At 54.4% G+C, this 25,227-nt stretch carries 16 protein-coding genes; 4 read left to right on the plus strand and 12 right to left on the minus strand.

Annotated elements, in window-relative coordinates; genetic code table 11:
- Nucleotides 1-67: 67 nt before the first annotated feature.
- The 3 genes from JSS75_12465 to JSS75_12475 form a co-directional block, all read right to left on the minus strand.
- Nucleotides 68-1,210 (minus strand): metallophosphoesterase, encoded by a 1,143-nt coding sequence (locus JSS75_12465; protein MBS1904512.1) that lies wholly within the window; start codon nucleotides 1,208-1,210, stop codon nucleotides 68-70.
- A gap of 438 nt (nucleotides 1,211-1,648) precedes the next feature.
- Entirely contained in the window at nucleotides 1,649-2,545 is an 897-nt protein-coding gene (locus JSS75_12470; GenBank protein ID MBS1904513.1) for a hypothetical protein, read from the minus strand.
- A 318-nt stretch (nucleotides 2,546-2,863) separates the two neighbouring features.
- Entirely contained in the window at nucleotides 2,864-3,313 is a 450-nt protein-coding gene (locus JSS75_12475; protein ID MBS1904514.1) for a hypothetical protein, read from the minus strand.
- A gap of 386 nt (nucleotides 3,314-3,699) precedes the next feature.
- Here JSS75_12475 and JSS75_12480 point away from each other — a divergent pair, with 386 nt between their 5' ends.
- Nucleotides 3,700-5,418 (plus strand): hypothetical protein, encoded by a 1,719-nt coding sequence (locus JSS75_12480; protein MBS1904515.1) that lies wholly within the window; start codon nucleotides 3,700-3,702, stop codon nucleotides 5,416-5,418.
- Nucleotides 5,402-7,273 (plus strand): hypothetical protein, encoded by a 1,872-nt coding sequence (locus JSS75_12485; GenBank protein MBS1904516.1) that lies wholly within the window; start codon nucleotides 5,402-5,404, stop codon nucleotides 7,271-7,273. The genes JSS75_12480 and JSS75_12485 overlap by 17 nt, the downstream gene beginning before the upstream one ends.
- A 109-nt stretch (nucleotides 7,274-7,382) precedes the next feature.
- On the opposite strand, the gene pgeF is transcribed toward JSS75_12485, so the two are convergent.
- Nucleotides 7,383-8,129 carry a peptidoglycan editing factor PgeF gene (gene pgeF, locus JSS75_12490; protein ID MBS1904517.1) on the minus strand — a complete coding sequence of 249 codons (747 nt, stop codon included), beginning with the start codon at nucleotides 8,127-8,129 and terminating at the stop codon, nucleotides 7,383-7,385.
- Entirely contained in the window at nucleotides 8,116-8,820 is a 705-nt protein-coding gene (locus tag JSS75_12495; protein MBS1904518.1) for an MtnX-like HAD-IB family phosphatase, read from the minus strand. Before JSS75_12495 ends, pgeF begins: the two co-directional genes overlap by 14 nt.
- Before the next feature lie 122 nt (nucleotides 8,821-8,942).
- Between JSS75_12495 and JSS75_12500 the strand changes: the two genes are divergently transcribed.
- Together JSS75_12500 and polA are read left to right on the plus strand one after the other, a co-directional pair.
- Nucleotides 8,943-9,164 (plus strand): hypothetical protein, encoded by a 222-nt coding sequence (locus tag JSS75_12500; protein MBS1904519.1) that lies wholly within the window; start codon nucleotides 8,943-8,945, stop codon nucleotides 9,162-9,164.
- Between the two features lie 314 nt (nucleotides 9,165-9,478).
- Complete coding sequence (gene polA / locus JSS75_12505; protein ID MBS1904520.1) at nucleotides 9,479-12,346, plus strand: DNA polymerase I; 2,868 nt, start codon at nucleotides 9,479-9,481, stop codon at nucleotides 12,344-12,346.
- On the opposite strand, the gene JSS75_12510 is transcribed toward polA, so the two are convergent.
- The 7 genes from JSS75_12510 to JSS75_12540 form a co-directional block, all read right to left on the minus strand.
- Entirely contained in the window at nucleotides 12,343-12,921 is a 579-nt protein-coding gene (locus JSS75_12510; GenBank protein ID MBS1904521.1) for a 5-formyltetrahydrofolate cyclo-ligase, read from the minus strand. The two genes, polA and JSS75_12510, sit on opposite strands and share 4 nt — an antisense overlap.
- Nucleotides 12,922-12,927: 6 nt before the next feature.
- A complete protein-coding gene (locus JSS75_12515) occupies nucleotides 12,928-14,997 on the minus strand; it encodes a hypothetical protein (protein MBS1904522.1) in 2,070 nt (689 codons plus the stop codon).
- 93 nt (nucleotides 14,998-15,090) lie between these two features.
- Nucleotides 15,091-15,924, minus strand: a complete 834-nt coding sequence (locus JSS75_12520) for a M48 family metalloprotease (protein MBS1904523.1) — start codon at nucleotides 15,922-15,924, stop codon at nucleotides 15,091-15,093.
- Between the two features lie 154 nt (nucleotides 15,925-16,078).
- Complete coding sequence (locus JSS75_12525) at nucleotides 16,079-16,921, minus strand: T9SS type A sorting domain-containing protein (protein MBS1904524.1); 843 nt, start codon at nucleotides 16,919-16,921, stop codon at nucleotides 16,079-16,081.
- A 1,409-nt stretch (nucleotides 16,922-18,330) separates the two neighbouring features.
- The gene (locus tag JSS75_12530; protein ID MBS1904525.1) at nucleotides 18,331-21,237 is read right to left on the minus strand and encodes a hypothetical protein; all 2,907 of its coding nucleotides are present in this window, start codon (nucleotides 21,235-21,237) and stop codon (nucleotides 18,331-18,333) included.
- A 238-nt stretch (nucleotides 21,238-21,475) separates the two neighbouring features.
- Complete coding sequence (locus JSS75_12535; GenBank protein ID MBS1904526.1) at nucleotides 21,476-23,563, minus strand: insulinase family protein; 2,088 nt, start codon at nucleotides 23,561-23,563, stop codon at nucleotides 21,476-21,478.
- Nucleotides 23,564-23,598: 35 nt separating this feature from the next.
- A complete protein-coding gene (locus JSS75_12540; protein MBS1904527.1) occupies nucleotides 23,599-24,939 on the minus strand; it encodes an insulinase family protein in 1,341 nt (446 codons plus the stop codon).
- Between the last annotated feature and the right edge of the window lie 288 nt (nucleotides 24,940-25,227).

Genomic DNA, 25,227 nt, shown 5'->3' on the forward strand with positions numbered 1-25,227 from the left:
CACACACAATTGACAACAGAAAAAGGGGGTGTGAGTTTCAACAAACTTCACCCCAAAATCCGACAGATCAGCCGACAAAACGGAGTCGCAGTTGCACGATCTCCGCATCGTTACCAACCTTGGTCGGCGGTCCCCATGTGCCAACCCCGCTTGATACATAGAGATGCGTCTTCCCTTTTCGCTTGTATCCCCAATCAAGTTCGTACACACGTCGAGTAATAAAATTCAACGGCCATAACTGACCACGATGCGTATGTCCCGATACTTGCAGATCGACACCGTTCTCGACCGGTTCGTGCAGTTTCGCGGGTTGGTGATCCATCAGGAGGATCGGTTTCGATCGATCGACGGCTTCGAGCAGTTCACGAAGCGGCTTGCGATGTTTGCCCGCCGAACGATCCTCGCGACCGACGATCACAACACCTGCGATTTCACGAATTTCATCCCGGAGCAGATCAACGTCGTGTGCACGAATGTAATCGACCGCTTCCTCGACACCGCCGATGTATTCGTGATTCCCCGTTACACCGTATACACCATACTTCGCACGTAACTCTTTGAGTACTTTACCCAGATCCTGCTTGACGACGGGTTCGACCTCACTATCAATGATATCGCCGGGTAGTAGGATAACATCCGGCTTGAGCGAGTTGATGGCCTCAACGATCCTTCTCGTCGGCTTGCGGCCGATAAGTGTGCCGAGATGGATGTCACTCGCCATCACAATATTCAGCGTTGGCGCGACCGCATTGGGCTTCTCTATTTCCAAATCGAATGACTTGATCTTGATGCGCTTCGCGTTCCAGTACCCATATCCGATGACCGCAAATACAATCAGGTTTACCGCAGCGAAGACCCATAGTTTGAGCATCGGGTACATCATTGCATCTGTGCCAAACATTCCGATCAACCGCCCACCTCCTCGAACGACATCGAGGAGCACGATCGAGAGGAAATAATACAATATGAACGCAAACCAGAAGGATCCGACCCAGATGAGAATATCCGTAAACAGTGACACTTTTCGCCGCTCGACAAACTTCCCAACGATGTAGCTTAACGAGATCGGCAGAAACAGTGCGAGATAGTATGGCCGAGCGGTAGATACTACTTCTAATGCTTGCCAACCACGTATGAAGATATAATAATTGATAAGCCCGTAGAGGCTGAAAAACACTGAAAAAAAGATCGCAATCGCTCGTTTATTCATCGCAATAATTACTTCCTTCCGATACCAGCTTGAACTGCCCGATACATACCTATTAACTACATTACGAATTCTGCCCGAAAATGTTTTGAATCACTATACGTTACAGCGAGCCTTGGTATAGATACGACATGGACGATGACTGACATCTTCGTCTCATACTCGGGCCACGACCCCAATCGAACGAGGGAAATTGCCGATCGACTTCGCACGTATGGCGCAGGCTTTTGGACGCGCACACAGCTTCTAACATCACACCTCGACATGCCCGTAGCGAAGCACGAGTTTCGAGTTACCGAAAGCGTGACTCAATGCAGAGTATGTACGGAAACGTTAGTTGCTGCGGTGACGAAGCGGCGTCTTCAAGCGTCGTGTATCTCTTCATCTTACATTTTACATCTTACATTTTACATTCTCGATAGATCGTCGTGAAGTGAAGCGTCACGCCGCGACACCAAGCGTCACCCCCTGCTCAACTGCGTTGTCCGCAACAACATCGTCCACCACACGCGCAGGCCGCTCGATCTCTTTGAGGAACGACGTAAGCGTTTTGCCACGGATCGGATTCTCGCGCGTCGGCCACGGGACGGGCAGCTCATGGCTCTCCTCCGTGATGAAGTTAATCATTTGTGAGCCGGGATTGACGGCATCCTCTTCGACGATTGCGATACTGCGTCCGAAGTTGCATTCATCGTCTACATAAATGACCTTCTCTTTTTGAGGCTTGGTAGTTGTTTCAATACGAGTAATCGGCTTCGGCTCTACTGCAGGTTCATCCTGTTCTGCATCAAGCGGCCTCTCACGAATGTCGAAGACACCATCGGCGAGGCCGGCGAGCTTTCCGATCCCGCCGATCTGCACTTTCATCACCGTCGGCACCGCGCTGCGAAACTGCGCGAAGACGACCACCTGCACGCCGTCTTCGACCACCCATCGCCGAAGCATTGAGACAACCCGATTTCGCGTGCGGTAGTCCTCGGCCGAGAACTCCCAGGAGTTGATCACCACGGTGCGGACCGCATGTTTCCCAAAGAACATGGCTCGGACTTCCTCATCGACAGCGGACAGGCTCCCGCGAGTAAGTGTACGGCAATCCATCCCTTGCTCATCGCGATAGCGAAACTCCGGACCGATCACCTCTTTCCCGCGCTGACCGAGTACTTGAGCCGACTGCACCGTATTGATATACAGCACACGCCGCCCGTACGTCTGCTCGGACTGCAAACGCCGAGCCAGTACCAGGCTCGAATCTATGTTCTCGCCGATAGAATCGCCGATGATGAGCACCAAGTTCTTTTGGTTGAGAGCTAATGAGTTAATGACAGATGATGTATTCATAGTTGTTAATTAGGACATATTAAAGCAAACTAATCAACACTAATAGCGGATAATTATTCATATAAAATGCCAACGAACGCAAAATTTAATATTGCGAGCACCTGTGTAATGACTTTCCATTCCATTTTCGGCGTACTGGGAGGCACGTTCAACATTCGAGCGACGCACGACTGAAAGCCCCTCCCCGACCCTCCCGTAACGGAAGGGGTTGGAGGAACGCGCATTCGAAGCACCACCCTTGCCAAATGATCTCACCACGAAGTAGCTCCGACTTCAGTCGGAGCAAGTCGGGGTGTGCGAACACTCAAGGTCGAGCCGTTACTTCCAAAAGTAACTCACTCGCATGACACCATCCGGCGTGACACCGCCGGTATCGACGTTGAAATAGATCGAGAGTGAATCTTTGGGGTTCGTGGTATAGAGCACAAATCCGGCACTCCAATGCGTATTCTGGAAGGCATACATATATGGGTTGCCTGAGGTGGACTCATGTCCCCATACCGAATCGCGGGTAATCGTTGTTTGGCCGTTACGAACCATCGTATCGTATTGCACGGCGCTGAAGAGTTCGTCCGAACGATACACATAGAGCACGTCATGTCCTTTGCCAAGCGAGGTGACGACAGAGTCGAACGCCTCGAATTGAGTAATGCCGTGATAGACGATTGGGACAGAGTTGGTACCGCTACCGGGTGCATTGCTGCTGGAACATCCATAGAGAATGACACCGAGCACGAGGAACAGTGCGAGTCTTGAAGCGAGGTTCATAGACGTACGATGATGATGGTTGAAGGAGCGGACGTTTTGGGGAATGCCGTCGTCTTTACCCCAACGGATATAGTTGCTTTTGGTTTCGGTCGGGTTCAGTTTGAACGGTTCAAGAAAACGTCATTCTGAGCGAAGCGAAGAATCCCTTGATGAAACACAGTAGCCCCCCCATTGAACCACTCAACCATCCGTCATTCTGAGCAACGCGAAGAATCCCTTGATGAAACCCTGCAAGGCTCCGCCGAAGTGATTCTTCGCGGAGTTTACACTGAGCGAAGCGAACGTGCTCAGAATGACCGTTGGTACGGAGCACTCCCCTGCAAAACAAATCGGAACCCTCTTCGTATGAAATCCTTTGTACCACTTCTACGCCAACCAGACTATAGATGAAACGACTCTTTTCGATGCTTGCAGTGCTCGCAAGCCTGTTCCTTGCAACAACTTCCTTCGCACAAGCCGGCAAGGACAACCTACTTCAGATCTTACGTCAGGAACTCGACCGCGAGAACGCAGTACTCTCAAAACAACCGGTCGCGCCATACTTCATCAGTTATAATCTCGGCGAGGATCAGCAGGTCTCGATGACGGCAAGTTTCGGCTCGCTGCTGAGCTCGACCGAAAACAAGAACCGCACCATCCTCATCGATCTGCGCGTCGGCGACTATGCGCTCGACAATACCCACCAGATTCGTGGCGGTGGCGGCATCTTCGGCGGCGGCGGATTTGCTGCAGCCAATTCGCGTCAGGCTCCGATCGAGAACGATCCGGAAGCCATGAAAGTAAGCCTCTGGCGCGAGACCGATGCGGCATACAAAGCAGCCAAAGAGCGTCTTGAACAAGTCAAGACGAATAAGACCGTGAAAGTCGAGGAAGAAGATACGTCCGCCGATTTCTCGCGTCCCGTCGGCGATCCGGCAAAGCTCTACGAGCCGCCGGTGGATATGTCGGACTATTTCAAGAACCGTGCAGAGTGGGAGCAGCGCCTCCGTCAATTCTCCGGGGTCTTCAAAGGGCAGCCGAATATCTACGAAGCAAAAGCTGTGCTGACGGCGAGCATCGTCCGCAAGTACTTCGTCTCGACCGAAGGCGCCGAGATGGCTTCGAACCAGATCTATTGCCGCCTGATGATCCTTGCGATGACCAAGGCCGACGACGGCATGGAACTGCCGCTCTACAAGAGCTACTTCGCACTCAAGCCGGAAGATCTGCCCTCACCCGAGACGGTGCTGGCCGATACGAAGGAAATGCTCTCGACGCTTGAGAAGATGCGCACTGCGCCGATCGTGGATCCGTACACGGGTCCGGCAATCTTAAGCGGCGGGGCTTCGGGCGTGTTCTTTCATGAGATCTTCGGCCACCGCATCGAGGGCCATCGTCAAAAGAATGTCAACGAGGGCCAGACGTTCAAGAAGAAAGTCGGCCAGGAGATTCTGCCGAAGTTCTTGTCGGTCTATTTCGATCCGCTGCAACAGACATACGCCGGTTCGCAGCTCATGGGCTGCTACAAGTTCGACGACGAAGGCACGAAGGCTCGCCGCGTGGATGTCGTCGATGACGGTATCTTCAAGAACTTTCTGATGGGCCGCTCGCCCATCGACGGCTTCCCCGAATCGAACGGTCACGGCCGCGCTTCCCCGGGCAAGCGTCCGGTCGCACGACAATCGAATCTGATCGTGACCGCCAAGAATACGGTCTCGGAAGATTCGCTCCGACAGATGCTCATCGCCGAGTGTAAAAAACAAGGCAAGCCATACGGCTTGTACTTCCAACAGGTCGAAGGCGGCTTTACGCTCACGGGCCGCACGATTCCGAACTCGTTCAACGTCCTGCCGATTCTAGTCTATCGCGTCTATGCCGACGGCAGACCCGACGAACTCGTGCGCGGCGTCGATCTGATCGGCACGCCGCTTGCGACGTTCGAGCGGATCATCGCCGCCAGCAACAAGCCCGAGACGTTCAACGGCGTCTGCGGAGCGGAATCCGGCTGGGTGCCGGTTAGCGCCAGCGCACCGAGTCTGCTTGTGCGCGAGATCGAAGTCCAGAAAAAGGATAAGTCGCAGGAGCGCCTGCCGATCCTTTCCGCCCCCGATGTACATACCAACTAAGCAACCGATCAGCGATTTTCAACGCACGATGACCACGATCACCATGCATACTACCCGCCGCACGTTCGCCTTCGCACTCGTTGCAGCGACACTCCTGGCTCCGCTCGCGTCGATGGCGCAGCGCATGAAGCCTGAAGCGATTTCCGTCATCGAGCGCGCCATGACCGACGAGCTCAAACGCTCGCAGGAGAAGCTCCATCTTTCGGGACTTGTCGATCCGTTCTTTATCTCGTATACCGCAGACGATAACGAGCAAGTGAATATTGCCGCGTCGTTCGGAGCGCTCACTCGTTCGAACCAGAATCATAACCGCGCACTCGGACTTCGGTTGCTCGTCAATAATTATCAGTTCAACGACGAGAACTTCAACGATGCGTCGAGCATGTTCGGCGGCGGCGGTGCGTCGAGCGATATGAATCTGCCGCTCGACGATGACTATAATCTTGTCCGCCGCGGTTTCTGGCTTGCGACCGATAACCTCTTCAAAGACGCCAACGAGACGTTCACCAAAAAGAAAGCCGCGCTCGAACGCAAGCAGCTTTCCGATGAAGACCGCAATCTGCCGGACTTTTCCAAAGCCCCGAAGGTGGAAGTACTCGAAGAGCCAATCCCCTTCAATGCGAACGTCCCCGCGCTCGAAGCGTTGGTGAAGAAGCTCTCGGCCGTCTTCCTCCAATATAAGGCGATACAAAATTGCAGTGTCACGCTCTCGTACTCGAACAGTTATTCGATCATGATGAACTCGGAAGGCTCGCATACGCGTACGCCGCAGTCCGAGTGCGATCTCAACGTTCAGGCGACGGCTCAGGCCGAGGACGACGGCGAACCGCTTTCGTTAGCGTTCACCGTCAGCGAACTCTCACCGGCAACAATGCCGTCCGAAGCCGCGCTCCTGGATCGGACGGAAAAGCTCGCGAAGAACCTCGCCGCACTTGCAGCGTCGAAGAAGTTCGACGGCAAAGAATATAGCGGCCCCGTTCTGTTCGAAGACGGCGCCGGCACCGATTTTATTTCCGAGCAAATCATCTCGAAGTTTTCTGCCAAGCGTGAGGATGTCCTCGGCGGCGGCGATGTGTTTTTCATGACCGGTGCAAAAGGACCGACCTTTCAGAAGAAGCTCGACACCAGAGTACTGCCCGCATCGGTCTCTGTCATCGACGATCCGAATCCAAACGCCAAGAAAGCGCCCGAGTGGCTGCTCTCCGCTCTTGGCCGCTATTCGGTCGATGAAGAAGGGATCGTCCCGGGCCGACTCGAACTCGTCAAGGACGGAATACTCAAAACCCTCTACATGACCCGCACGCCCACGAAGGAAGTGAAAGAACCGAACGGTCATGCTCGCCCCGGCGCTGGAGGTGGCGGCGGTACGCTGGCAGGCGCCGGTATCGTCGAGCTGACCGACTCGAAGGCAAAGAAAACGTCGGAGCTTCGCAGCGAAATGTTCAAGATCGCAAAAGAGGACGGATACAATTTCGGCATCGTCGTTCGCTCGACGCAGTCCGGACTGTTGAACTTCACCGAAGGCCTTAGCAACGTCAGCGACTTGATGGAAGGTGCAAAGTCGATTCGTCCGTCGCTCGTGTACAAAGTCTATCCCGACGGCAAAGAAGAACTGCTGCGAGGTGTCGAAATCGGCTTCCCGACGATCCGCGACCTCAAAGAGTTGAAGTTCTCGTCTGAGCGCAGCATCCGTAACGTTCAGCTGCCTGCCGGCTCGGGCGCAGGGCTCTTCGGCTTTGCGAGCAAAGTCCCGGCCACGCTCATCGCGCCGAATGCAATTCTCGCGACCGAACTCGAAGTCCACAAAAAGCAGTCGCAAGCCTTCCCGATCAAACCGATCGTGACGAAGCCGTAAGGACTTGCCGTCATTCCGAGTGAAATGAGGAATCCCCTGAAATGTGCCGCAAGCTTCGGGCAGACTTCAGGGGATTTCTCGTATTGATCGCTATGACATACGGCGGGCTTCACACTCTTCCGATCACGGCAAACATCCTTCCCGAACGTTTGCCGTCGCGGCGATAGGAGTGGAGCGCATCGTCGCCGATCGTGCAGCGCGGAGAAATCTCGATATGCTCCTGAAGCAACCCGGCAATGAGCAGTTGATCGCGATTGGCTTTCTTCACATCGAGCATACACTTCCCGTTCGGCATCTCGGTATAATAGCTCTTTTCGAAGAGTGTCGCAACTTCCGAACCGACTTCATATCGCTCGCCCGACGCCGACGCGCCGATGAACGCACGGATATGCTCCGCCTCGGCGCCGAGCTCGATCATTCTGCGAACCGTTGCTAATGCGATAAGCTGCTCCGTCCCGCGCCAACCGGCATGCACGGCTGCTATGATATTCGTGACGGGATCGTGTAAGAGTACCGGCGTACAATCGGCAATGCTTACGGCAAGAAAGACCCCTTGCTCGCTCGTAACCAGCGCATCGGAGTTGGGCACAATGCCTTCGCTGCCACTGACCATTGTGACGTTCGCACTATGTATTTGATTCTGATATACTATCCGCGAATCCGAGGGAATGCCGATATGCAAGTAGAAGCGCCGACGATTCTCCAGCACATTCTCCAACTCGTCGCCGACATGGCTCGACAGGTTCAGGCCGTACGGTAATGGCGACACGCCGCCCTCGCGGGTACTTTGTGCAGCGACGATGCCGTCTGCAAAGATAGTAGGGATGATCGGCCGGAGCTCGTTACTCAGTGACATATAATTTGCGTCGGTTCTTTTCTGCTTCTTTCCGTTTGTACTTCGGCCGTTCGACGAGATAGGTTTTTAAAATCTCTGTCACCGTATGAAAATCTTCGAACGGATGATACGGGATGCCTTTGCGTCCGCAAAAACCTCGAAGCATATCGCGGGCAAAGACGACGTCCGCAATGTCGATCGGACAAACATCCGAGTACCCATCGCCGATATACACGATCGTATCCTCATCCGCACTGGTCGTCGCAATGGCCCCGCACTTGCACGCGCCGCAGCGCCAGCACGACTCGCGTCCGTTATCGAACGCGACCGAGAGCGTACCTGAATCCGTAAGCTCGACCGTATTTGCATAGAACGGGATGTCGAGCCCGTTGCGCTCCAGGATCGGTCGAATGTACATACTAAACCCATCGCTGACAATTCGGATCTCGATGCCCTGCTGTCGGCAGAAGTGCACAAATTCTAAAAACCCCTCACGCAACGGCTGCGCGCCGAACATCTCGGCGAATATAGCGGGATCGCCATTCTCGACGGTCGCACAGGCCTCGGCAATACACTGTGCGGCTGTGTACTCGCCTGTATTGAGCTTCTGCCAAACCGTAAATGCATTCGGCTTCCCGAACGTACGGAAAAGAGAATCCCAGACGTCGTTCACCGTTACGGTCGCGTCGAAGTCGCAATAGATACGGTACATTCGGTAGTCGTAATCAGTCGTTCGTAATTCGTAATCAGTAACGTCATTCTGAGCACGTTCGCTTCGCTCAGTGTAAACTCCGCGAAGAATCCCTTCAGCGCAGCCACAGCATCCCAAGAATGGTGGCACGGACTCTTAGTCCGTGCTCTTTCGGCGGCCACGAACTTTCGATCTTGCCCCGAAGCCCGCCCACGAATACATTCGTGGGCTACGTCTGTGGCCGTCCTGCCGGACTCTATGCGGCGAAGCCGCAGCATGCCCAAGGCCGGTGGCACGGACTCTTAGTCCGTGCTCTTTCGGCAGCCACGAACAGTGGGTTCGCCCCGAACCCCGCCCACGAATGAATTCGTGGGCTACGAACGTGGCCGTCCTGCCGGACTCAATGCGCAAAGACGCAATGCCCTTTCTCCACCCGTCATTCTGAGCGAAGCGAAGAATCCCTTCAGCGGAGCCGCAGCATACCGACGCCAGCAGGACGGACTCTCAGTCCGTCCCCGTTTCGGTCTGCACGAACCGTTGAGGCAACCCCGAAGGGATTCTTCGCTTCGCTCAGAATGACGTCGTAGTAAAGCGTGCATACGGAGCTTCCTCCCCCTGCGGTCTGCTCGCACTCCGCGTGCAGTATCTTTGTTCGATAATCTTCACGCTCAAACTTCGTATGGCCGAACGCGAAAAACCGTTGTTGCTGCTTATTGACGGCATGGCACTTGCCTACCGCTCCTATTTTGCCTTTATCTCTCGTCCGTTGACGAATTCCAAAGGCCAGAACACCAGTGCCGTGTTCGGCTTCATGACCGGCCTGCATCAGGCGCTCGAAATGCATAAGCCGGATTACGCGGCCGTTTGTTTCGACACGCCGCAGCCGACATTCCGCCACGAGATGTACAAAGAGTACAAAGCGACACGCGAGGCAATGCCGGAAGATATGCGTCCGCAGATTAAAGAGATCAAAGAGCTCACGCAGGCATACAAAATTCCGTTACTCGAACTCAGCGGCTACGAAGCCGACGATCTCATCGGTACGCTCTCGCTCATGGCCGATAAGAACAAGATCGAAACGGTTATCATCACCCCCGACAAAGACTTTTGCCAGCTCGTTTCCAAGCATGTAAAGTTACTGCGCCCGAAGGACGCCAATACGCTCGACCTCATGGACGAAAAAGCCGTCGAAGAGAAGTACGGCTTGAAACCCGAACAGTTCATCGACTATCTCGCGCTTGTCGGCGATACGAGCGATAATATTCCGGGCGTCAAAGGCGTGGGCGAAAAGACCGCCACTCCGCTGATCCAAGAATACGGCGATCTCGACGGCGTGTATACACACCTCGACAAGATCACGAAGAAAGCGCTCAAGGAAAAGCTGACGAACGACAAAGAGAACGCGTACCTTTCGCGCACACTCGCGACGATCAAGCGCGACGTGCCGGTGGATGTTACGCTCGATGACCTGAAGTACACCAAACTGCCCGACTTCCGAAAGGTCGAAGCGATGCTGATGGATCTCGGATTCAAGTCGCTTCTGGCAAAGCTTCATGCCGAAGAGAAGATATTCCTCGGCAACGAAGCGCCAAGTGCGCTTGCCCCGCATTCCGAACCCGCCGCCGAAACGCCCCAAGTACAGGACCGAGGCGCCGTGAAGACGATCCGATCCGTCAAGCACGAATACCAGACCATTCTCGGGCTCAAGGAGTTGCGAAGTTTGGTATCAAAATTAAAAACAGCCAAGGAGTTGTGCTTCGATCTCGAGACCACCTCGTCGAACGCCATGCGCGCCATACCAATCGGCATCTCCTTCTCGGTCACACCGCACGAAGCATATTACATCCCGCTCAAACTCGAAACGCCGCCGAGCGATCTGTCGTCGCTCTTCGGCGAGAACACGAAGGGCGAACCGGCCGAAGCGAATGCAACAAACACGGGGTTGGCGGCAACCGACGTATTCGCACTGCTGAAACCGATCCTCGAAAGCCAGCGGATAAACAAAGTCGGTCAGAACATTAAATACGATGCGCTCGTACTTCGCAAGTACGACATCAAGGTTACGCCGATCACGTTCGATACGATGATCGCATCGAGCCTCTTGCAATCCGACGGCTTACTCTCGATGGACGATCTGTCGCTGCACTATCTGAATTATCAGCCCGTCCCGCTGAGCGATATTGCAGGCAAGCTCAAGAAAGAGACGTCGGCCGAAGTCATGGCGGCCGTCGATACGCATCAGCTTGCAGAATATGGCGCGGAAGATTCGGATATTACGCTGCAACTCAAGCATGCGATCCGTAAGGAAATCGAATCGAAACAGCTCACGAAGATTGCGAACTTCATCGAGTTTCCTCTCATCGAAGTGCTGACCGCCGTCGAATATAACGGCGTAAAGATCGATACGAAACTGCTGGCGGAAGTGAGCAAAGAAATGGAGCGTGAGGCACACGCTGTCTGCAATAGTATCTATAAGCATGCCGGCGAGCAGTTTAATATCGACTCGACCAAGCAACTCGGGGAGATCCTGTTCAAGAAAATGGGTTTGCCGCCCGTGAAGAAGACGAAGACAGGCTATTCGACCGATGCGTCGGTGCTCGAACAACTCAAAGCGCATCACCCGATCGCCGAGGATATTCTCAACTATCGTCAGTACCAGAAGTTGCGCGGGACCTACGTCGATGCGCTGCCGACGATGGTTAATCCCGACACCGGACTTGTCCATACGAGTTACAACCAGGCGGTCGCAGCAACGGGACGCCTGTCGTCGAACGATCCGAACCTGCAGAACATCCCGGTGCGCACCGAAATGGGCCGCGGACTCCGAAAGGCATTCGTCTCTCGCTTCAAAGGCGGACAGATCTTTTCGGCGGACTATTCGCAGATCGAGCTTCGCATCATGGCGCACATGGCCAAAGACGACGGCCTTATCCGCGCGTTTGCCAACAGCGAGGATATTCATACACAAACGTCAGCACGTGTGTTCGGTGTCAAGCTCGAAGACGTGACTCGTGACATGCGCCGCAAAGCGAAGGAAGTGAACTACGGCATCATGTACGGCATCGGCGCCTTTGGTCTTTCTACTCGTCTCGGCATCTCGCAGAAAGAAGGCAGCGAGATCATCCGAAGTTACTTCGCCGCATTTCCATCGATCAAGGATTTCATCGATTCGACAATCGCATTCGCAAAGCATACGGGGTATGTCCAGACGCTCCTCGGTCGCCGTCGATATATGTCGAACATCAACGCCTCTAACCAGACCGTGCGCGCTGCCGACGAACGCGCGGCAATCAACATGCCTATTCAGGGTACCGCGGCGGAGATGATGAAGCTGGCGATGATCACGATCCAGCGCGAGCTCGAACGCAGGAAGATGAAATCGCTGATGATCATGCAGGTGCATGACGAACTCGTCTTCGATGTCTACCCCGGCGAAAAAGACGATGTCAAAGAGATCGTCGAGTATCGCATGCAACATGCGTTGCCGATGGCAGTGCCGCTCGAAGTAGATTCAGGGTTCGGAGCAACCTGGTTCGACGCCCACTAAATAACATGATCGGGGCGGACGAGCCCCTGCTCGGTGATAATAATATCCAACGGGATATCGTGCGCTTCGCGTGGGATCGCATCCGATTCCTGTGCGCAAAATGCAAGACCGATCTTCGGTACACTTGCAGCAAGCTCGGCAAGAAACCGGTCGTAGAATCCTTTGCCATAGCCGAGTCGTGTCCCCGCTCCGTCATACGATACGACGGGGAGAATCACCACATCGATCTCGCTCGGACTCACACGATGCACTCGCTCCGGCTCCGGCACGGCGAACGAACCTACAGTGCGCTTCTCGGTAAGTTCGTACGATTCCATTCGTCCGTCGTCAAGTGTTACCGGCGAGACGATCCGGATGCCGTCGGCCCGCAAGGCATGGATGAGTTCGCTCGTATCGACTTCGCTTCGAAAACTCAGATAGCAATGAACCGTTCGTGCGCCAAGTTCTTCGATAATCTCCTGTGCGCTCTTCTTGATCATGTGCGAGAATGCGGAGCGAAGATGTTCGGGGATGTCGTTGCGCCGCTGCAAGGCCTGACGGCGTAAGGTCTCGCGGAGTTCTTTGGTAGGTTCCATCCGCAACTATTTCACGAGAGTAAATCGGTCTGTAATCGTCGTACGACGGCCAGCATCATCTACAAAATTCAGTACGATCCCATACGCACCGGAGCGTAAACGACGCGTGTCAAATGTGAGCGTCCGTGCTCCGGCAGAGAGTGTCGAAGGATCTGTTGCACCGACAACGGTGCCGTTCTCGAGTGATTCGACGGATGCCGTCACGGTCGATGCGACCGGAAGCGAGCAATCCACAACGACACGATCGCTCATAACCGGATTTTCGCGAACGATCGCCGTGTAACCTGCTCGCACAGATCGAAGATACCATCGCATTTCCGGATCGCCGCAGAGGTTCGGTGCCGTCACGGTGATCGAATCGTCGGCAAACGACAAACAACCGTCGAATTCCGGACTGGTCGTCTTCATGACGATGGTCGCGACGCTATCACGCAGAACGACAAAGCGTAGGGTGAGTCGAATAATCGAGTCGATCGACGCCGGAAGCGGGCCGGATGTGCTCGTAAGTGTGATCCGGTATTCCCCACTGCCGATCGTCGCAGTATCGACCGTCACTGCAGGCGCAAGCGACGCGATCAGCGACGCAATATCCGGCTGCGCGAGCGTTGTAGGGGTGATACGAACATCGAAGACGAGCGTTGTCATCGCATACCGCACAATCTGCGGATCGAGCTGGGGCATCACCGTCACAGCGCGCTCGGTCGGCGACGACTCGGCACTAAGTATAACCGTCGTTTCAAGCGGATGCACATGGATCGCTATACTATCGAGCAGCACGAGCGTGTTCTTCCACAACAACCGAACGAAGATCGTCGTATCGTGCACAAGCGGCTGCGAGGGACGATACGTAAAGTCAATTGTCTGGACGTCGCTCGGTGCGAACGTCGTCGGCGCCGAGAATCCGCTAATTGTCAGGTTCGGATCGCTTACACGGAGTGCGTCCACCGTCACCGGATATTTTCCCGTATCGCGAATGGTGAATGTGCCGTGGAATGTCGAGTCGATCCCGCAGGTCACATCCAGCGGCGCGAGGGACGACGAATGCAGCGCGCCGGCGACGACGGTCGCTTCGACGAGCGATAGCCGATCGAACGTCGGATAGGGCGGCGAGACTTGCGCAATGTCGATCCCGTTACTGAACTGTCCTGCCTTCGATGCATCGAGATGAATTCTCAGAACGAGCGTATCGCCAGCGGAGATATCGAATGCGCCTGTCGGTGCATTCACGTATGAGAAGGGTGGATTCAGGGCCGTCAACGCTGCGAAATGATCGGTAATGCGTGACGTGTTGACGAGAAATATCGTGGTGTCGTGGTTCTCTCCTTGCGGTACGATCCCGAAACTAACGAGGCCGGGATGCAACTCGAATTCCGGCACCTCGACCGCTCCCTTGCATACGCAGAACGGCGAACCCGTTACGGTCCCGACTGCTGTCAGGCCGCCGGTGTATGTTCCGGCCGGAAGGATCGGCGAGAAGCGCAGCCGAAACCTGAGCGTATCACCCGCATGCAGCACGGCCGGGAAGCTCTGTGTTTGGTCGAGCGGCGCTGCATCGAAGACGAGCACGGCATTATTGTTTGTAACGACGAAGGTATTCACCGTCGCGCTGTCCGGGCCTTGTGCAATCATGAGCACAGTTGTGTCCACAATCTCCCCCGGCAGCCTCGTACCAAAGTCGATGCTATCGGGCACCGTAATGACATCCGGCGCCGTCATCGCCCCTTCGCCGACCAGTTGGATCAGTACCGTATCGTTCGCGCTAATACAGCGGATGAATGCCGTGCGTGTGCCGGAAAGTTGCGGTTGAAAGTGGATCAGGATTCGATCGTTCTGCCCGGCCCCAAGCACGAGCGGCGTCTGCGCGCCGGTAAGAATCTGAAATTCTCCGCTTCCGGAGAATAACGGGAAGAGACGGATATCGGTCAGCGTCTCGTCGCCCGGGCCAGTGTTTGTGATCACCCCATAAGCATCGCGCGAGAAACCGAGCTTGACCGGTTGGAATTTGACGGTGTCGGTAAGAACCTTGATCGTCGCTCTCGCATCGACGTGGGCACAAATAATTGCAAGCAACAACACGACCCAGCGTATCGAACGATACGGATTCCGAGGACGTGGTGTTCTAAGCCGAGGGTACTTCACATCATTTCAAACACACGAATGCGCTGAAAGTTACGGTAACATCGCGCGCACTCGCTGGTACTCGCTTGCCCGAAGCTGGCTTGCCGGCGGTTCGGACGGAAGATGCGCATCGATGGCTTGCTTGACGACCGCATCGAGGCGCTCTTTGGAAGGCGGATGCGTGGCGAGGTTCTTTTCGAGCGACGCCGTCGCGCCCTTCGGGTCCCACGAGAGCGTCTTGAGCATAAAGTATTTGATCGCCGCAGGATAGTACGGCTGCCCTGGGATCGTACGAAGATCCTCGAACGACGTTGCATCGGCATCGCGTTCGTCGTCGCGCGAGAACCGAAGCATCGCGAGCGAACCACCGACACCGGTCACGTACTGCACCAACTCCGCCGTAGTCGTCGAACCACCGGCCTGACCGACGGCAAGACCCGCCACGATCTGCAAGCCGTACTGCTTCGACATCTGTGCCGTCGAATGGCGATGATCGGCATGCGTGATCTCATGCGCGAGAATCCCCGCCAGCGTCGCCTCGTTGTCGATGAACTTCATCAGCCCCGTGTAGACATAAATGCCGCCGCCCGGAATCGAGAACGCGTTAATCGTCTTGTCGTCGTGGATGATCGTGACCTTGTACTGAAAATCGCGGTTCTTGATGTTCGGCGAGCGAAGCACCGTATTCACAATCCCCTGGACATATCCTGTGACGGTTGGATTATTGAGCACCGGATAATCCTTCGGGTCCGATGCAATCTGCGAGGTCATCTGCTGCCCCAGCTTCACATCCTCCGACTTCGAGAACAAATTAATGCTCGAACCGCACCCCACCGCAAACACCGAATACATCACCGCCGCAACGGTTACAACAAGTCGTTTCATTACCACAAGCGCAGATTGAATGATATAGAGTCACAACAACCTCCCTCTCGCAATGTTCCTTTGCTCGGGCGAAGCGAGTTTCAAACGTTGTCATTCCGAGCCATTGGCGAGGAATCTGGGCCGCAGAGATCGTTGAGACTATCCTACCCAATGATTATCGCTCGATCACCACACTTGCGCCGACGGTGTCGCCGTGCGAACGCAGGCGGACGTAATATACTCCGTTCGGCAGCGTCGATGTTGGCAGTTCGATCTCATTCATGCCGGAAGTCAGTCCCCGTTCGTGCGATGCCACCACTTCCCCAAGCGCATTGACCACCTCGATCGCGGCCACGCCATCTGCCGCCGAGCGTACCGAAAGCCGAACCGCACCCGACGATGGATTCGGACGAATGGCATCGATCTGCAGCATCCCATCATGCCGCAAGTATTCCCGGATAAGGCTATCGCCGCAGGCATCCGTGAGATCAATAAACAGCGTGTCATTCTTCGTCAGCGATGCAACCATGCATTCGCGGAAGGTCGTGTCTTGGTTGAAGTTTATTTCGTCGAGGGCAACGGTTGCGCTACGTTCTGTGGTGACGAGAGTATGGAAAAATAGTGTCGCGATCAGCGAATCGGGCGTTGCAGGTGCGGGATCGGTTCTGCCGAGAATGATCTTCACACTCGATTGACCAACCTCGCGCCGAATCACATCCCACCCAGCCGATGCGGAATCATGATCGAAGACTAATGCATCGGAATAATTGAGTATGAAGCTGAGTGAATCGACCGGTTCGTAGTATGCAGTATGTGTATAATGGATCGGCACGCTGACAGTCTTCCCGGTCGGTACAACGAGCTGCCCCGACCCATCCGTCACGAACTGTAGCCGGTCCGCATTCGCTTTCTTCGTGCGGTTGTACCACAGGCTCCCGTCGTAATTACCAGCCCAAATTCCATAGTTGGATACGAAGAAGCGTGATTCACCATAGTTCTCCGGACCACAGATGGGCATCCATGACCTACCTGAATCTAATGAGTGTAGAAAGCCAGGAAACGGATTTGGAGAAACGCCTTGTACTGTCTGGACAAAGAGTGAGAAATCGTCTGCGCCTACGGTTCCAACTAAGTTAAATGGTGGGTCGAATGCATAGATAAATTGCCATGTACTGCCCAAGTCAGTCGATCGAAATAGTGTATCCAGGTTATCTGAATCGCCCCGACGCGGATAACCTGAAAGCATAAATATGCTCCCACGAAACGATGCCGGTTGAATCGACTCCGTTGTTGTAGACATCATGTTCCAAGTTACCCCAGCATCACTGCTCGAGTAATTAGGAAAGAAGGTAGGTCCCGCAGTCAATCCGCTGTTTACGATGAACACATCAGCCTCATTTAACACTATGCCGCCGCTTAAGTCAAATGCAAGCGATGGGATGCCGAATGTATTCCACGAAGCTCCTTCATCCGAAGACACCAGAGCATAATCACCCCACCTCGATAATATTAACCGGGCTGATGACGGTATGTAAGTGACTGCATTCGAGGATTGTGACGTGGAGGCGGGTAACAGAGATTTCCAAGTGATGCCACCATCCGTTGTTGAGAAACATCCACCACTCCCACCCGATACAGATCCATCTCCAGCACTAAACCAGGCATGATGTTCATCTCTTACTGCAAACTCGGTAATGCTGCAGTTGATGCAGCCGTTTAGGAAATAGGTTTCAAGCCAGGTCTTGCCACCATCATTGGTTCTCCATACTCCAGCCCATTCCTTCTGTATCCCGTCCCTCATCGAGGTCCCCACAAGAATCGTGGGTGGTGAAACGTTGCCGGAATCAACGACTATCACTGTCGAGACTGGAAGTTGGAAGGTGCCGATTTTCCTCCATTGGGCATGCAACGACTGAGTGGGTAGCAGGCCCACCAAAAGTTGAAGAACCATGTACCATATTAGCCTTCGCTGAGGCACCCGATCTAACAGTCCGTAATATTGATTGATCCAGTACACTTGTACTGAGGTAGATATACTCTATTCTTCCGCAGACGTTAACATGACACTTATTTACAACCTGTCAGAAAATAACGCTACGGCAAAACAACGGTAACCGCACAGTGGCAAATTATCCTTTGTTTCCATCTGACCATGATAACAAACGTTGTACACGATATTGGTTGCTTGTGCACTACATCGCCACTCAGCTAAGATACGAATGAAACATATACCGAAGACGTGACAGCCATAAAGACCGGCACGAGGCACATTGTTGCGCTGTCTATCTTTATATCTTATGTTGAACTCCACCACAACACGCAAACGGGCGGCATTGCTGCCGCCCGTGACTTCATGGAGTGAATACATTCACCACCGGAGGATGGCTCCCACCGAACGCGAAGCGCTGGGGAGAGATGCAAGTAGGACTACCGAACAATAACTTTCACCGGTCGATCAAATCCAGACACAATCAATTGATAGACTCCGGGTTCGGCAGCGCCTGGAATTACAAAAGAGCATCCTCCTGGGCGTGAACGCAGTGACACCGAAATGGAAGTACCCAGGATGTCAACAAGTGTTGCGGTTTGCGCATGTATTTGCTGGCCCGATAGGGTCACCTCCGCACCATGATCAACCGGATTAGGCCAAACGTGAATGTCATTCTGAACAGACGCCTCATTGACACCCAGCGGAGCAACATCAAGGATCTCAATATCGTCAATTCCGGCTTCGGAAATTGTGCCTGGTGGCGGATTCATCTGAGGGTATTGCGAGGGTGCGACATAGTCACTGACAGCGAAGCGTAATGTGAACGATGAGTTGAGCGTGCTCGTCACATCCTTGACTCGGAATGCATAGGGTTTCCATCCATTGGATGAAAGACTGGTTGTTTGGAGCGTCTTATACGAAGATCCATTCGTCGAAAATGAAGATTTGAATACCGGAGCCCCACCGTTGGTCCCCTTGTCGTTGCTAAAATAGAACCAGAATCGAACAACAGGATCGGACATCCCGGCGAGGTCAAGCTTGTATGTTGTGGCAGTCGTTGCACCACCTGAGACCGGGCTACTCGTCAGGACGCAATTTGATCCGTCGACCGAATGGTCATCGTAGACATCCACTGAGCCGTCAGGTGTGCCGAACGTCCAGAGTCCGTTTGTCGCGGCATCGGAAGAAAGTCCAAACGTCCAGCCCTTGTCCGTCTCGCAATTGTCGACGAATTTCGAATCGTAACTCACGACAAACTCGAACGGCTGTGTCGTGTACATCGGGAATGTCGCTCTCCCTGCATCGACATAATTGGTAGACGCAGAGACATAATATCGAACCAGAGAATGCTGGGGCAGCCTTGGGATGCTACCTGTAAATGTACCATTGCCTGCTGCTGCCAACGCAACGGAGGAATACGTCTTCGCATCGGTCGAGTAGTACAACTTCACCGAGTCTGAATTGAGCGTTCCTACCGGTCCTTCAAACGAAGCCCTGACGGTAACAGGGTAAAACCAATCATCGGCCTTTCCATCTGCGATCGGGTCGACCTCAATGTTGCCATAATTCTGGATACCGAGATTATGGAGCTGAAATGCCTTGAGCAACTCCGCCGCATGTGGTGTCCCATCATTGAGATTGTTGTTGTCGTCATCGACGAGAAACATCGCCGTCAACACCTCGAGAAATACATCCCGAATTGATGCGGGGTCGTTAAAACCGGTTCCGTCCGGTGTATGATAGCCACAAAGATTGAATTCACGCTCGGCGATATCGTGACCTACAAGTTTACGATAATCCCAAATTGCGCCCGCAATGATTGTGCCTGTCATGTGCGCATCGGGCGAGATATCTTTTGGCCATTGCTTCTTGTTGTCGCTCGTTCTAAGTGTAGAATTCTTCCCGGTAAAGCCTTTGCCGATCACGGGGTCGTCTCGCAGGAAATTACTCGAGAGATCCGCAAAGCCCTCGTTGAGGGAGAGATCAGTCATATACTGGGCGCCGGCAACCAAATATCGGGCGTGATTAACCCGGTGGCCGAATTCGTGGGCGACAACATCTGCAATTTGTGCGGTATTCACACATCCCGATCCTGCAGCAAAAAAGTTGAGTGAAACCGACGTTGGATCATAAAATGCATTGCAGGTATTGCTCTCGTTCACTTTAACCAGTAAGCGTTGCTTGAGACGCTGGACTATCCCTGTATCAACCGATGCCACATGCGCGCGTGCCTCACCAACGGCGTATGCTGCATCTCGCTCTGCAGGATCCGCATTCGAATCGTCCCAACGAATATCACACGACCCGGAGGCGAACGTAGAGTTGATGATACCGTTGGGCTTACCATCCTGTCTCGACACCGAATAGTATGGACCGCTTAGTGTGCTCACCACTTTCACAGGGTATGTTGCGTCCGTAGACCAATATCCGAGTGAATCGGTAGTCAGTGATTTGTTATTCACCGTGACAGTAACGTATCCGAGACCGACAATTGTTAACGTATCCGTCGGTGTATGAAGATGGACGGCCGCCGTCACACGGCCTTGAACCGTTTCAGTCGATTGCTGGATTGCTACACCAGTGCTATCCGAGCTCTGCTCCTCCGCGAGACCGCGATTGGAGTTAGCCCTGTTGATGTCCGGAGCAATCTCGCCTGGATCCGAAGTGTAATTACACTCGACCATATCTCGCTTCTCGAGTAAGTCTGCTGTCCTCGCGTCAATCGTATATCGCAACTGGTGGAAGCCGTCACTGATAATCGTTTCGTAGGCAAGACGGAGGTCCGTTGGGGTCGGGAGATTGACATAAACGAGTGTCGGTTCCTGTGTGATCGTATATGGCTTGGGCCGACCACCGGAGTAATCGGTCTCTGCAACATCGAAGGCTTGCTCAGGGGTAATCGTCTCCCCTCCCAGGACGGGGCTTGCAGACGGGATAGACGACCGCAGAACCATCACCGAACCATTGAGTGCCCCAATATGAACATGTACATGACGGTCGCGTAATGGAATGCCACCGTAAGTGACGTCAAACAGTACATGCCATGAATTCCCGACGAGAACCGTCCCTTTGGTAATAAGTATCGCTTCTGTTGGAAGCAACAGCGCATTCGTTGCAATGCTCCTCACGTACCGTTCGGCTGCGGTCGAAACTTGCTGCTCATCTTGGCGTGCATCCTCGTCGAGCAACGGCGTTGATTTGGTTGGATCGGCAATAATCAATCGAGGACTCCCATCGTCGGCACAGGATACCAGTCGTAATACCCCACCCGAGGTGGTTGAGATTCGTTCGGCGGTTCGATTGTAGACAGCTCGTTCGGGTGTTGGTTCGGATCGCTTCGGCACTTGCGATCTAGACTGTCCAGCACACATAAGAAGCAATAGCGCAACAAGAAGCCAAGAACGACGAAATACGAGCATAGTTGTTTATTATTAAATAGTTCGCCATAATGAAAGACACTGTAGAAGGCAAAATGTTTTACTGAAAGGGACATTATGAGTAAGTTCTCATCCGCATAAAAAAAGAGACGGTTGTAACGCCGTCTCTTTCCGTCAACTCAGTAATTCGTAGGGGCAACCGGTGTTATTTCTTCATAAACATTTTATCGTCCACCGTGACGTTGTGCGTGATCGAGGTGAGCTCGACCGTCTGGTCGCCGCCGCCGTGGATGGCGATCTTGAATGCGTACGGGATGCCATCGACCGGACGGAAATCGCTGAAGTCCTGCGTCGAGACGTTGTCGCCTTCGATCTGTTCGAGACGCGTGCGGTAGCCCGTCTTGACGTCGATGTACCATTTCTCGTGGTACTTGCCCGGCTTCTGCACGTCGAGTACGTACGCATCGCCGGCCGGCACTGCCTGAATGCCGAGCACTTTGAGTTCGTAGCCCGGGTCCTTCAGATGAAGCTCTTCGTTAAACACCGCACCGCCGAGTTCGGAGTGCGCCGTTTCCGGATCGACCTCGCCACCCTGCCCCGGAGCGTAGCCATAGACATGCTCGCCGTCGACGCGGGTCTCGATGACGATCGGCGCGCCGAAGTCGATCTTCTTCCACACGCGCTTCGGTGCGGCATCGATCTCCTCGAACTTCGCTTTGCGCGTCATGCCGCCGATGTCGGCGCTGAGCGTGCCTTCGATCTTGCGATTCTTCAGCGCAGCATACGCCGGCTTGTTGAGACCCTGATACAGTTTCTCGAGCACTTCATCGACCGTGACGTTCGTCGAGTGCATCTTCACTTCGACGTTCTTCTTCGGCTTGAGGTCGAGATCATACACATCGACCTTCCCGAAACGCTGCAACTTCGGCAGCACCTGCGATGCATCGCCGACGACGATGATGCTGAGGTCTTCCGGCGGATAGACCTTCTTTGCAACATCCATCAACTCCGCCGACGTGAACTTCGAGATGCGCTCGGGGTAGGTCGAATAGTAATCTTTCGGCAGATTGTATTCGAGCGTCGAGAGCACGAGGCCTGCGGTGTTCTGCGGCTCTGCGAGATCCATCATGAACTTACCGGCGATGAGTCCCTTCGCAAAATTGAGTTCGGACTCGCTGATCGGCTCGGTCGAAAGGCGCTTGTACTCCATGAGCATTTGGTCGAGAGCGGAATCCGTCACCGAGTTGCGAACTTCGGCAACGGCAACCATCACACCCGGATCGATCGAGCGTGTGAGCGAACCACCCGGCGTGTAGGTGTAGCCATGCTTCTCGCGGATGTTCTGGAAGAGGCGGTTCTGGAAACCGATCACGCCATTGCCGGCGAAGATCGACATCACCAAGCTCGCCCGGTCGTAGTCCGGGTTGGAGCTTGCAAGGCCGAGGTGCTGCAGACGAACGGTCGACTGGGCCGAGCCCGGACGATCGACGAGGCTGATCGTGGTGCCCTTTGTCGGCTGCACGATCGGGAACGACGGCGGGAAATACGTGCCTTTGTTCCAATCGCCGAACTGCTTTTCGAGCACCGGCTTGATTTCTTTCTCAGTAATATCGCCGACGACAGCGATGATCGCGTTCGATCCGCAGAAATGCATCTGGTGCCACTGCTTGATCGCATCGACGGTAAGTGCTTTCACCGTGGAATCAGTCTGGAACATGCCGTACGGATGCAAACCGTAGGTGAGCAAGCGGCCCATCTTGCGGCCAAGTTCCACGGGGCTCTGGCGCGACGCCTTCAGGCCCGAGAGCGTCTCGGACTTGTACTTCTCGAGTTCGTCCGCCGGGAACGTCGGGTTCTTAATGACGTCGGCGTAGATCGAGAGCACGTTGTCCATATCGCGCTTCATACAGCCGATCGAGACGTTGATGTCATCGACCGACGATCCGGCGCCGAGTGACGCGCCGTAGAAGTCGAGCTTCTTGGCGATCTCGTCAGCCGACATCTTCTTCGTGCCCTTTTCGAGCAATGCCGACACCGCTGCGGCTGCGCCGTTATTCGCGCCGTCCTGCGCGTTGCCGCTGAGGATGAGCGTGCGGAAGTAGACGAGCGGCTGCTTATGATCTTCGACGATCACAACGCGAAGACCGTTCTTGAGCGTGAACTCCTTGAACGGCGGCACGGCTGATTTCGGGAGCGGTCCCGGAGCCGGCTTCTGCGAGCGATCGACCTGCGCATACGAAAGAGTCGCGCCAAGCATGAGCACTGCGGCGACGAACGTGGTGATTGTTTTCATATTCTTGAAAGTCATGGTCTGGAGTCTGCTGCAGATTATTGGTTCGACGGAACAGTGTAGGTAATGACCGAGCGTCCTTGCGTGGTCAAATACTTCTTCGCGACGCGCTGGATATCGGCTTTCGAGACCGCCATGTAGCGATCGATCTCCGAATTGAAGCGCTTGGTGTCGTGGAAGAGTGTGTACTGGTGCGACAACCCGAAGGCGATGCTGCCGAGGCTCGATGCCTGCTGGACGATATCCTTCGTCGTCTGGTTACGTACCTTCTGGAATTCTTCGTCGGAGATGCCGCTGTTCTGGATCTTTGCGACTTCCTCGTCAAGCTCTTTGCGAATCTTCGAAAGTTCGACGCCCTGCTTCGCGACGGCAAGCACACCAAAGACGCCATCCTTCTCGAGCGTCATGGCGATCGGGCTGACTTCGACGACCAACTGGTCCTGGTCCTTCAAGCGCTTGACCATACGCGAGCTGTTACCCTGCATGAGCACGGCGGCAAGCATATCGAGCGCGTACGCATCCTTCTGTCCTTCTGCGCAGGTCTTCCAACCGTACGCAACGGCCGGCAGCGGCGTGATCTTTTCGCTCACTTCTTCGCTGCGCTCCGCCGTCTGCGGTGCTTCTTCGGTGAACGTGCGGACGATGTCGGCGCCCTTCGGGATGTCGCCGAAATAATCCTTCGCTGCCTTTACTGCTTCGTCATGCTTGAAGTCACCCGCGATCACGAGCGTGGCATTGTTCGGCACATAATAGGTGTGATAGAAATCCTGAAACTCCTTGATCGTGGCCTGGTCGATATACTGCGCGGCGCCGATTGGCGTCCAGCTATACTGCGACGTCTTGAAGACCGACGACATCAGGTGCAAGAAGAACGAGCCGTACGGTTGGTTCTCATAGCGGTTGCGGCGCTCTTCTTTGACGACTTTTCGCTGGGTTTCGACACCGACAGAATCCACGTGGAGCCAGTGCATCCGCTCCGACTCCTGCCAGAGTGCCTGGCGCAGGTAGTTCGACGGGACGTCGTCATTATAGAAGGTGCGATCGAACGAGGTATGGGCGTTGAGTTCGCCGCCGACCGACTCGATCAGCTTGGCATACTCGCCGCGGTGAATGTGGTCGGTCGCCTCGAACATCAAATGCTCGAAGAAGTGCGCGAAGCCCGTGCGATCCGGACGCTCGTTATGCGAACCGACATGATAATAGACGCGGACCGCCACTCGCGGCGCGCTATGATCTTCATAGAGAATGACATGCAGGCCGTTCGGCATGTCGTATTCCTCAAACTTTACCGGATGGAACAGCTCCTTGGTCGACCCCTGCGCCCACAACGACGACGCCAGGCCCGTAACCAGAGCAATAGATAGGATTAGCTTCTTCATACTCGAGAGATTGGTAAGAATTCGATACGAATTGGTTTGTAACGCCGTCGCGGTAGGAAGGTTTCACCTCCGCCGGCCGGGTAGTGACTCAGGTTTGGCTCAATTGGTATACAGTCATTCTGAGCGAAGCGAAGAATCCCTCCGGCGGAGCCTCACTGCGTTTCATCAAGGGATTCTTCGCATTGCTCAGAATGACTTCTTCTAAGAGTGTTACCCTGCCCCACTCCACCTGCCGCTACAATGTCCGCGTTTGGCTGGGGCAACTTCATCCTGTGATCGGTGTTTCAC

It is taken from the genome of Bacteroidota bacterium (assembly GCA_018266755.1).
Classification (GTDB): domain Bacteria; phylum Bacteroidota; class Ignavibacteria; order Palsa-1295; family Palsa-1295; genus JAFDZW01.

Excerpts from the sequence above, each read along its gene's own strand:
- JSS75_12475 (MBS1904514.1), bottom strand. The coding sequence starts at position 3,313 with ATGAACCTCGCTTCAAGACTCGCACTGTTCCTCGTGCTCGGTGTCATT.
- polA (MBS1904520.1), top strand. The coding sequence starts at position 9,479 with ATGGCCGAACGCGAAAAACCGTTGTTGCTGCTTATTGACGGCATGGCA.
- JSS75_12520 (MBS1904523.1), bottom strand. The coding sequence starts at position 15,924 with ATGAAACGACTTGTTGTAACCGTTGCGGCGGTGATGTATTCGGTGTTT.
- JSS75_12470 (MBS1904513.1), bottom strand. The coding sequence starts at position 2,545 with ATGAATACATCATCTGTCATTAACTCATTAGCTCTCAACCAAAAGAAC.
- JSS75_12525 (MBS1904524.1), bottom strand. The coding sequence starts at position 16,921 with ATGCCCATCTGTGGTCCGGAGAACTATGGTGAATCACGCTTCTTCGTA.
- JSS75_12535 (MBS1904526.1), bottom strand. The coding sequence starts at position 23,563 with ATGAAAACAATCACCACGTTCGTCGCCGCAGTGCTCATGCTTGGCGCG.
- JSS75_12485 (MBS1904516.1), top strand. The coding sequence starts at position 5,402 with ATGTACATACCAACTAAGCAACCGATCAGCGATTTTCAACGCACGATG.
- JSS75_12510 (MBS1904521.1), bottom strand. The coding sequence starts at position 12,921 with ATGGAACCTACCAAAGAACTCCGCGAGACCTTACGCCGTCAGGCCTTG.
- pgeF (MBS1904517.1), bottom strand. The coding sequence starts at position 8,129 with ATGTCACTGAGTAACGAGCTCCGGCCGATCATCCCTACTATCTTTGCA.
- JSS75_12540 (MBS1904527.1), bottom strand. The coding sequence starts at position 24,939 with ATGAAGAAGCTAATCCTATCTATTGCTCTGGTTACGGGCCTGGCGTCG.
- JSS75_12465 (MBS1904512.1), bottom strand. The coding sequence starts at position 1,210 with ATGAATAAACGAGCGATTGCGATCTTTTTTTCAGTGTTTTTCAGCCTC.
- JSS75_12480 (MBS1904515.1), top strand. The coding sequence starts at position 3,700 with ATGAAACGACTCTTTTCGATGCTTGCAGTGCTCGCAAGCCTGTTCCTT.
- JSS75_12495 (MBS1904518.1), bottom strand. The coding sequence starts at position 8,820 with ATGTACCGTATCTATTGCGACTTCGACGCGACCGTAACGGTGAACGAC.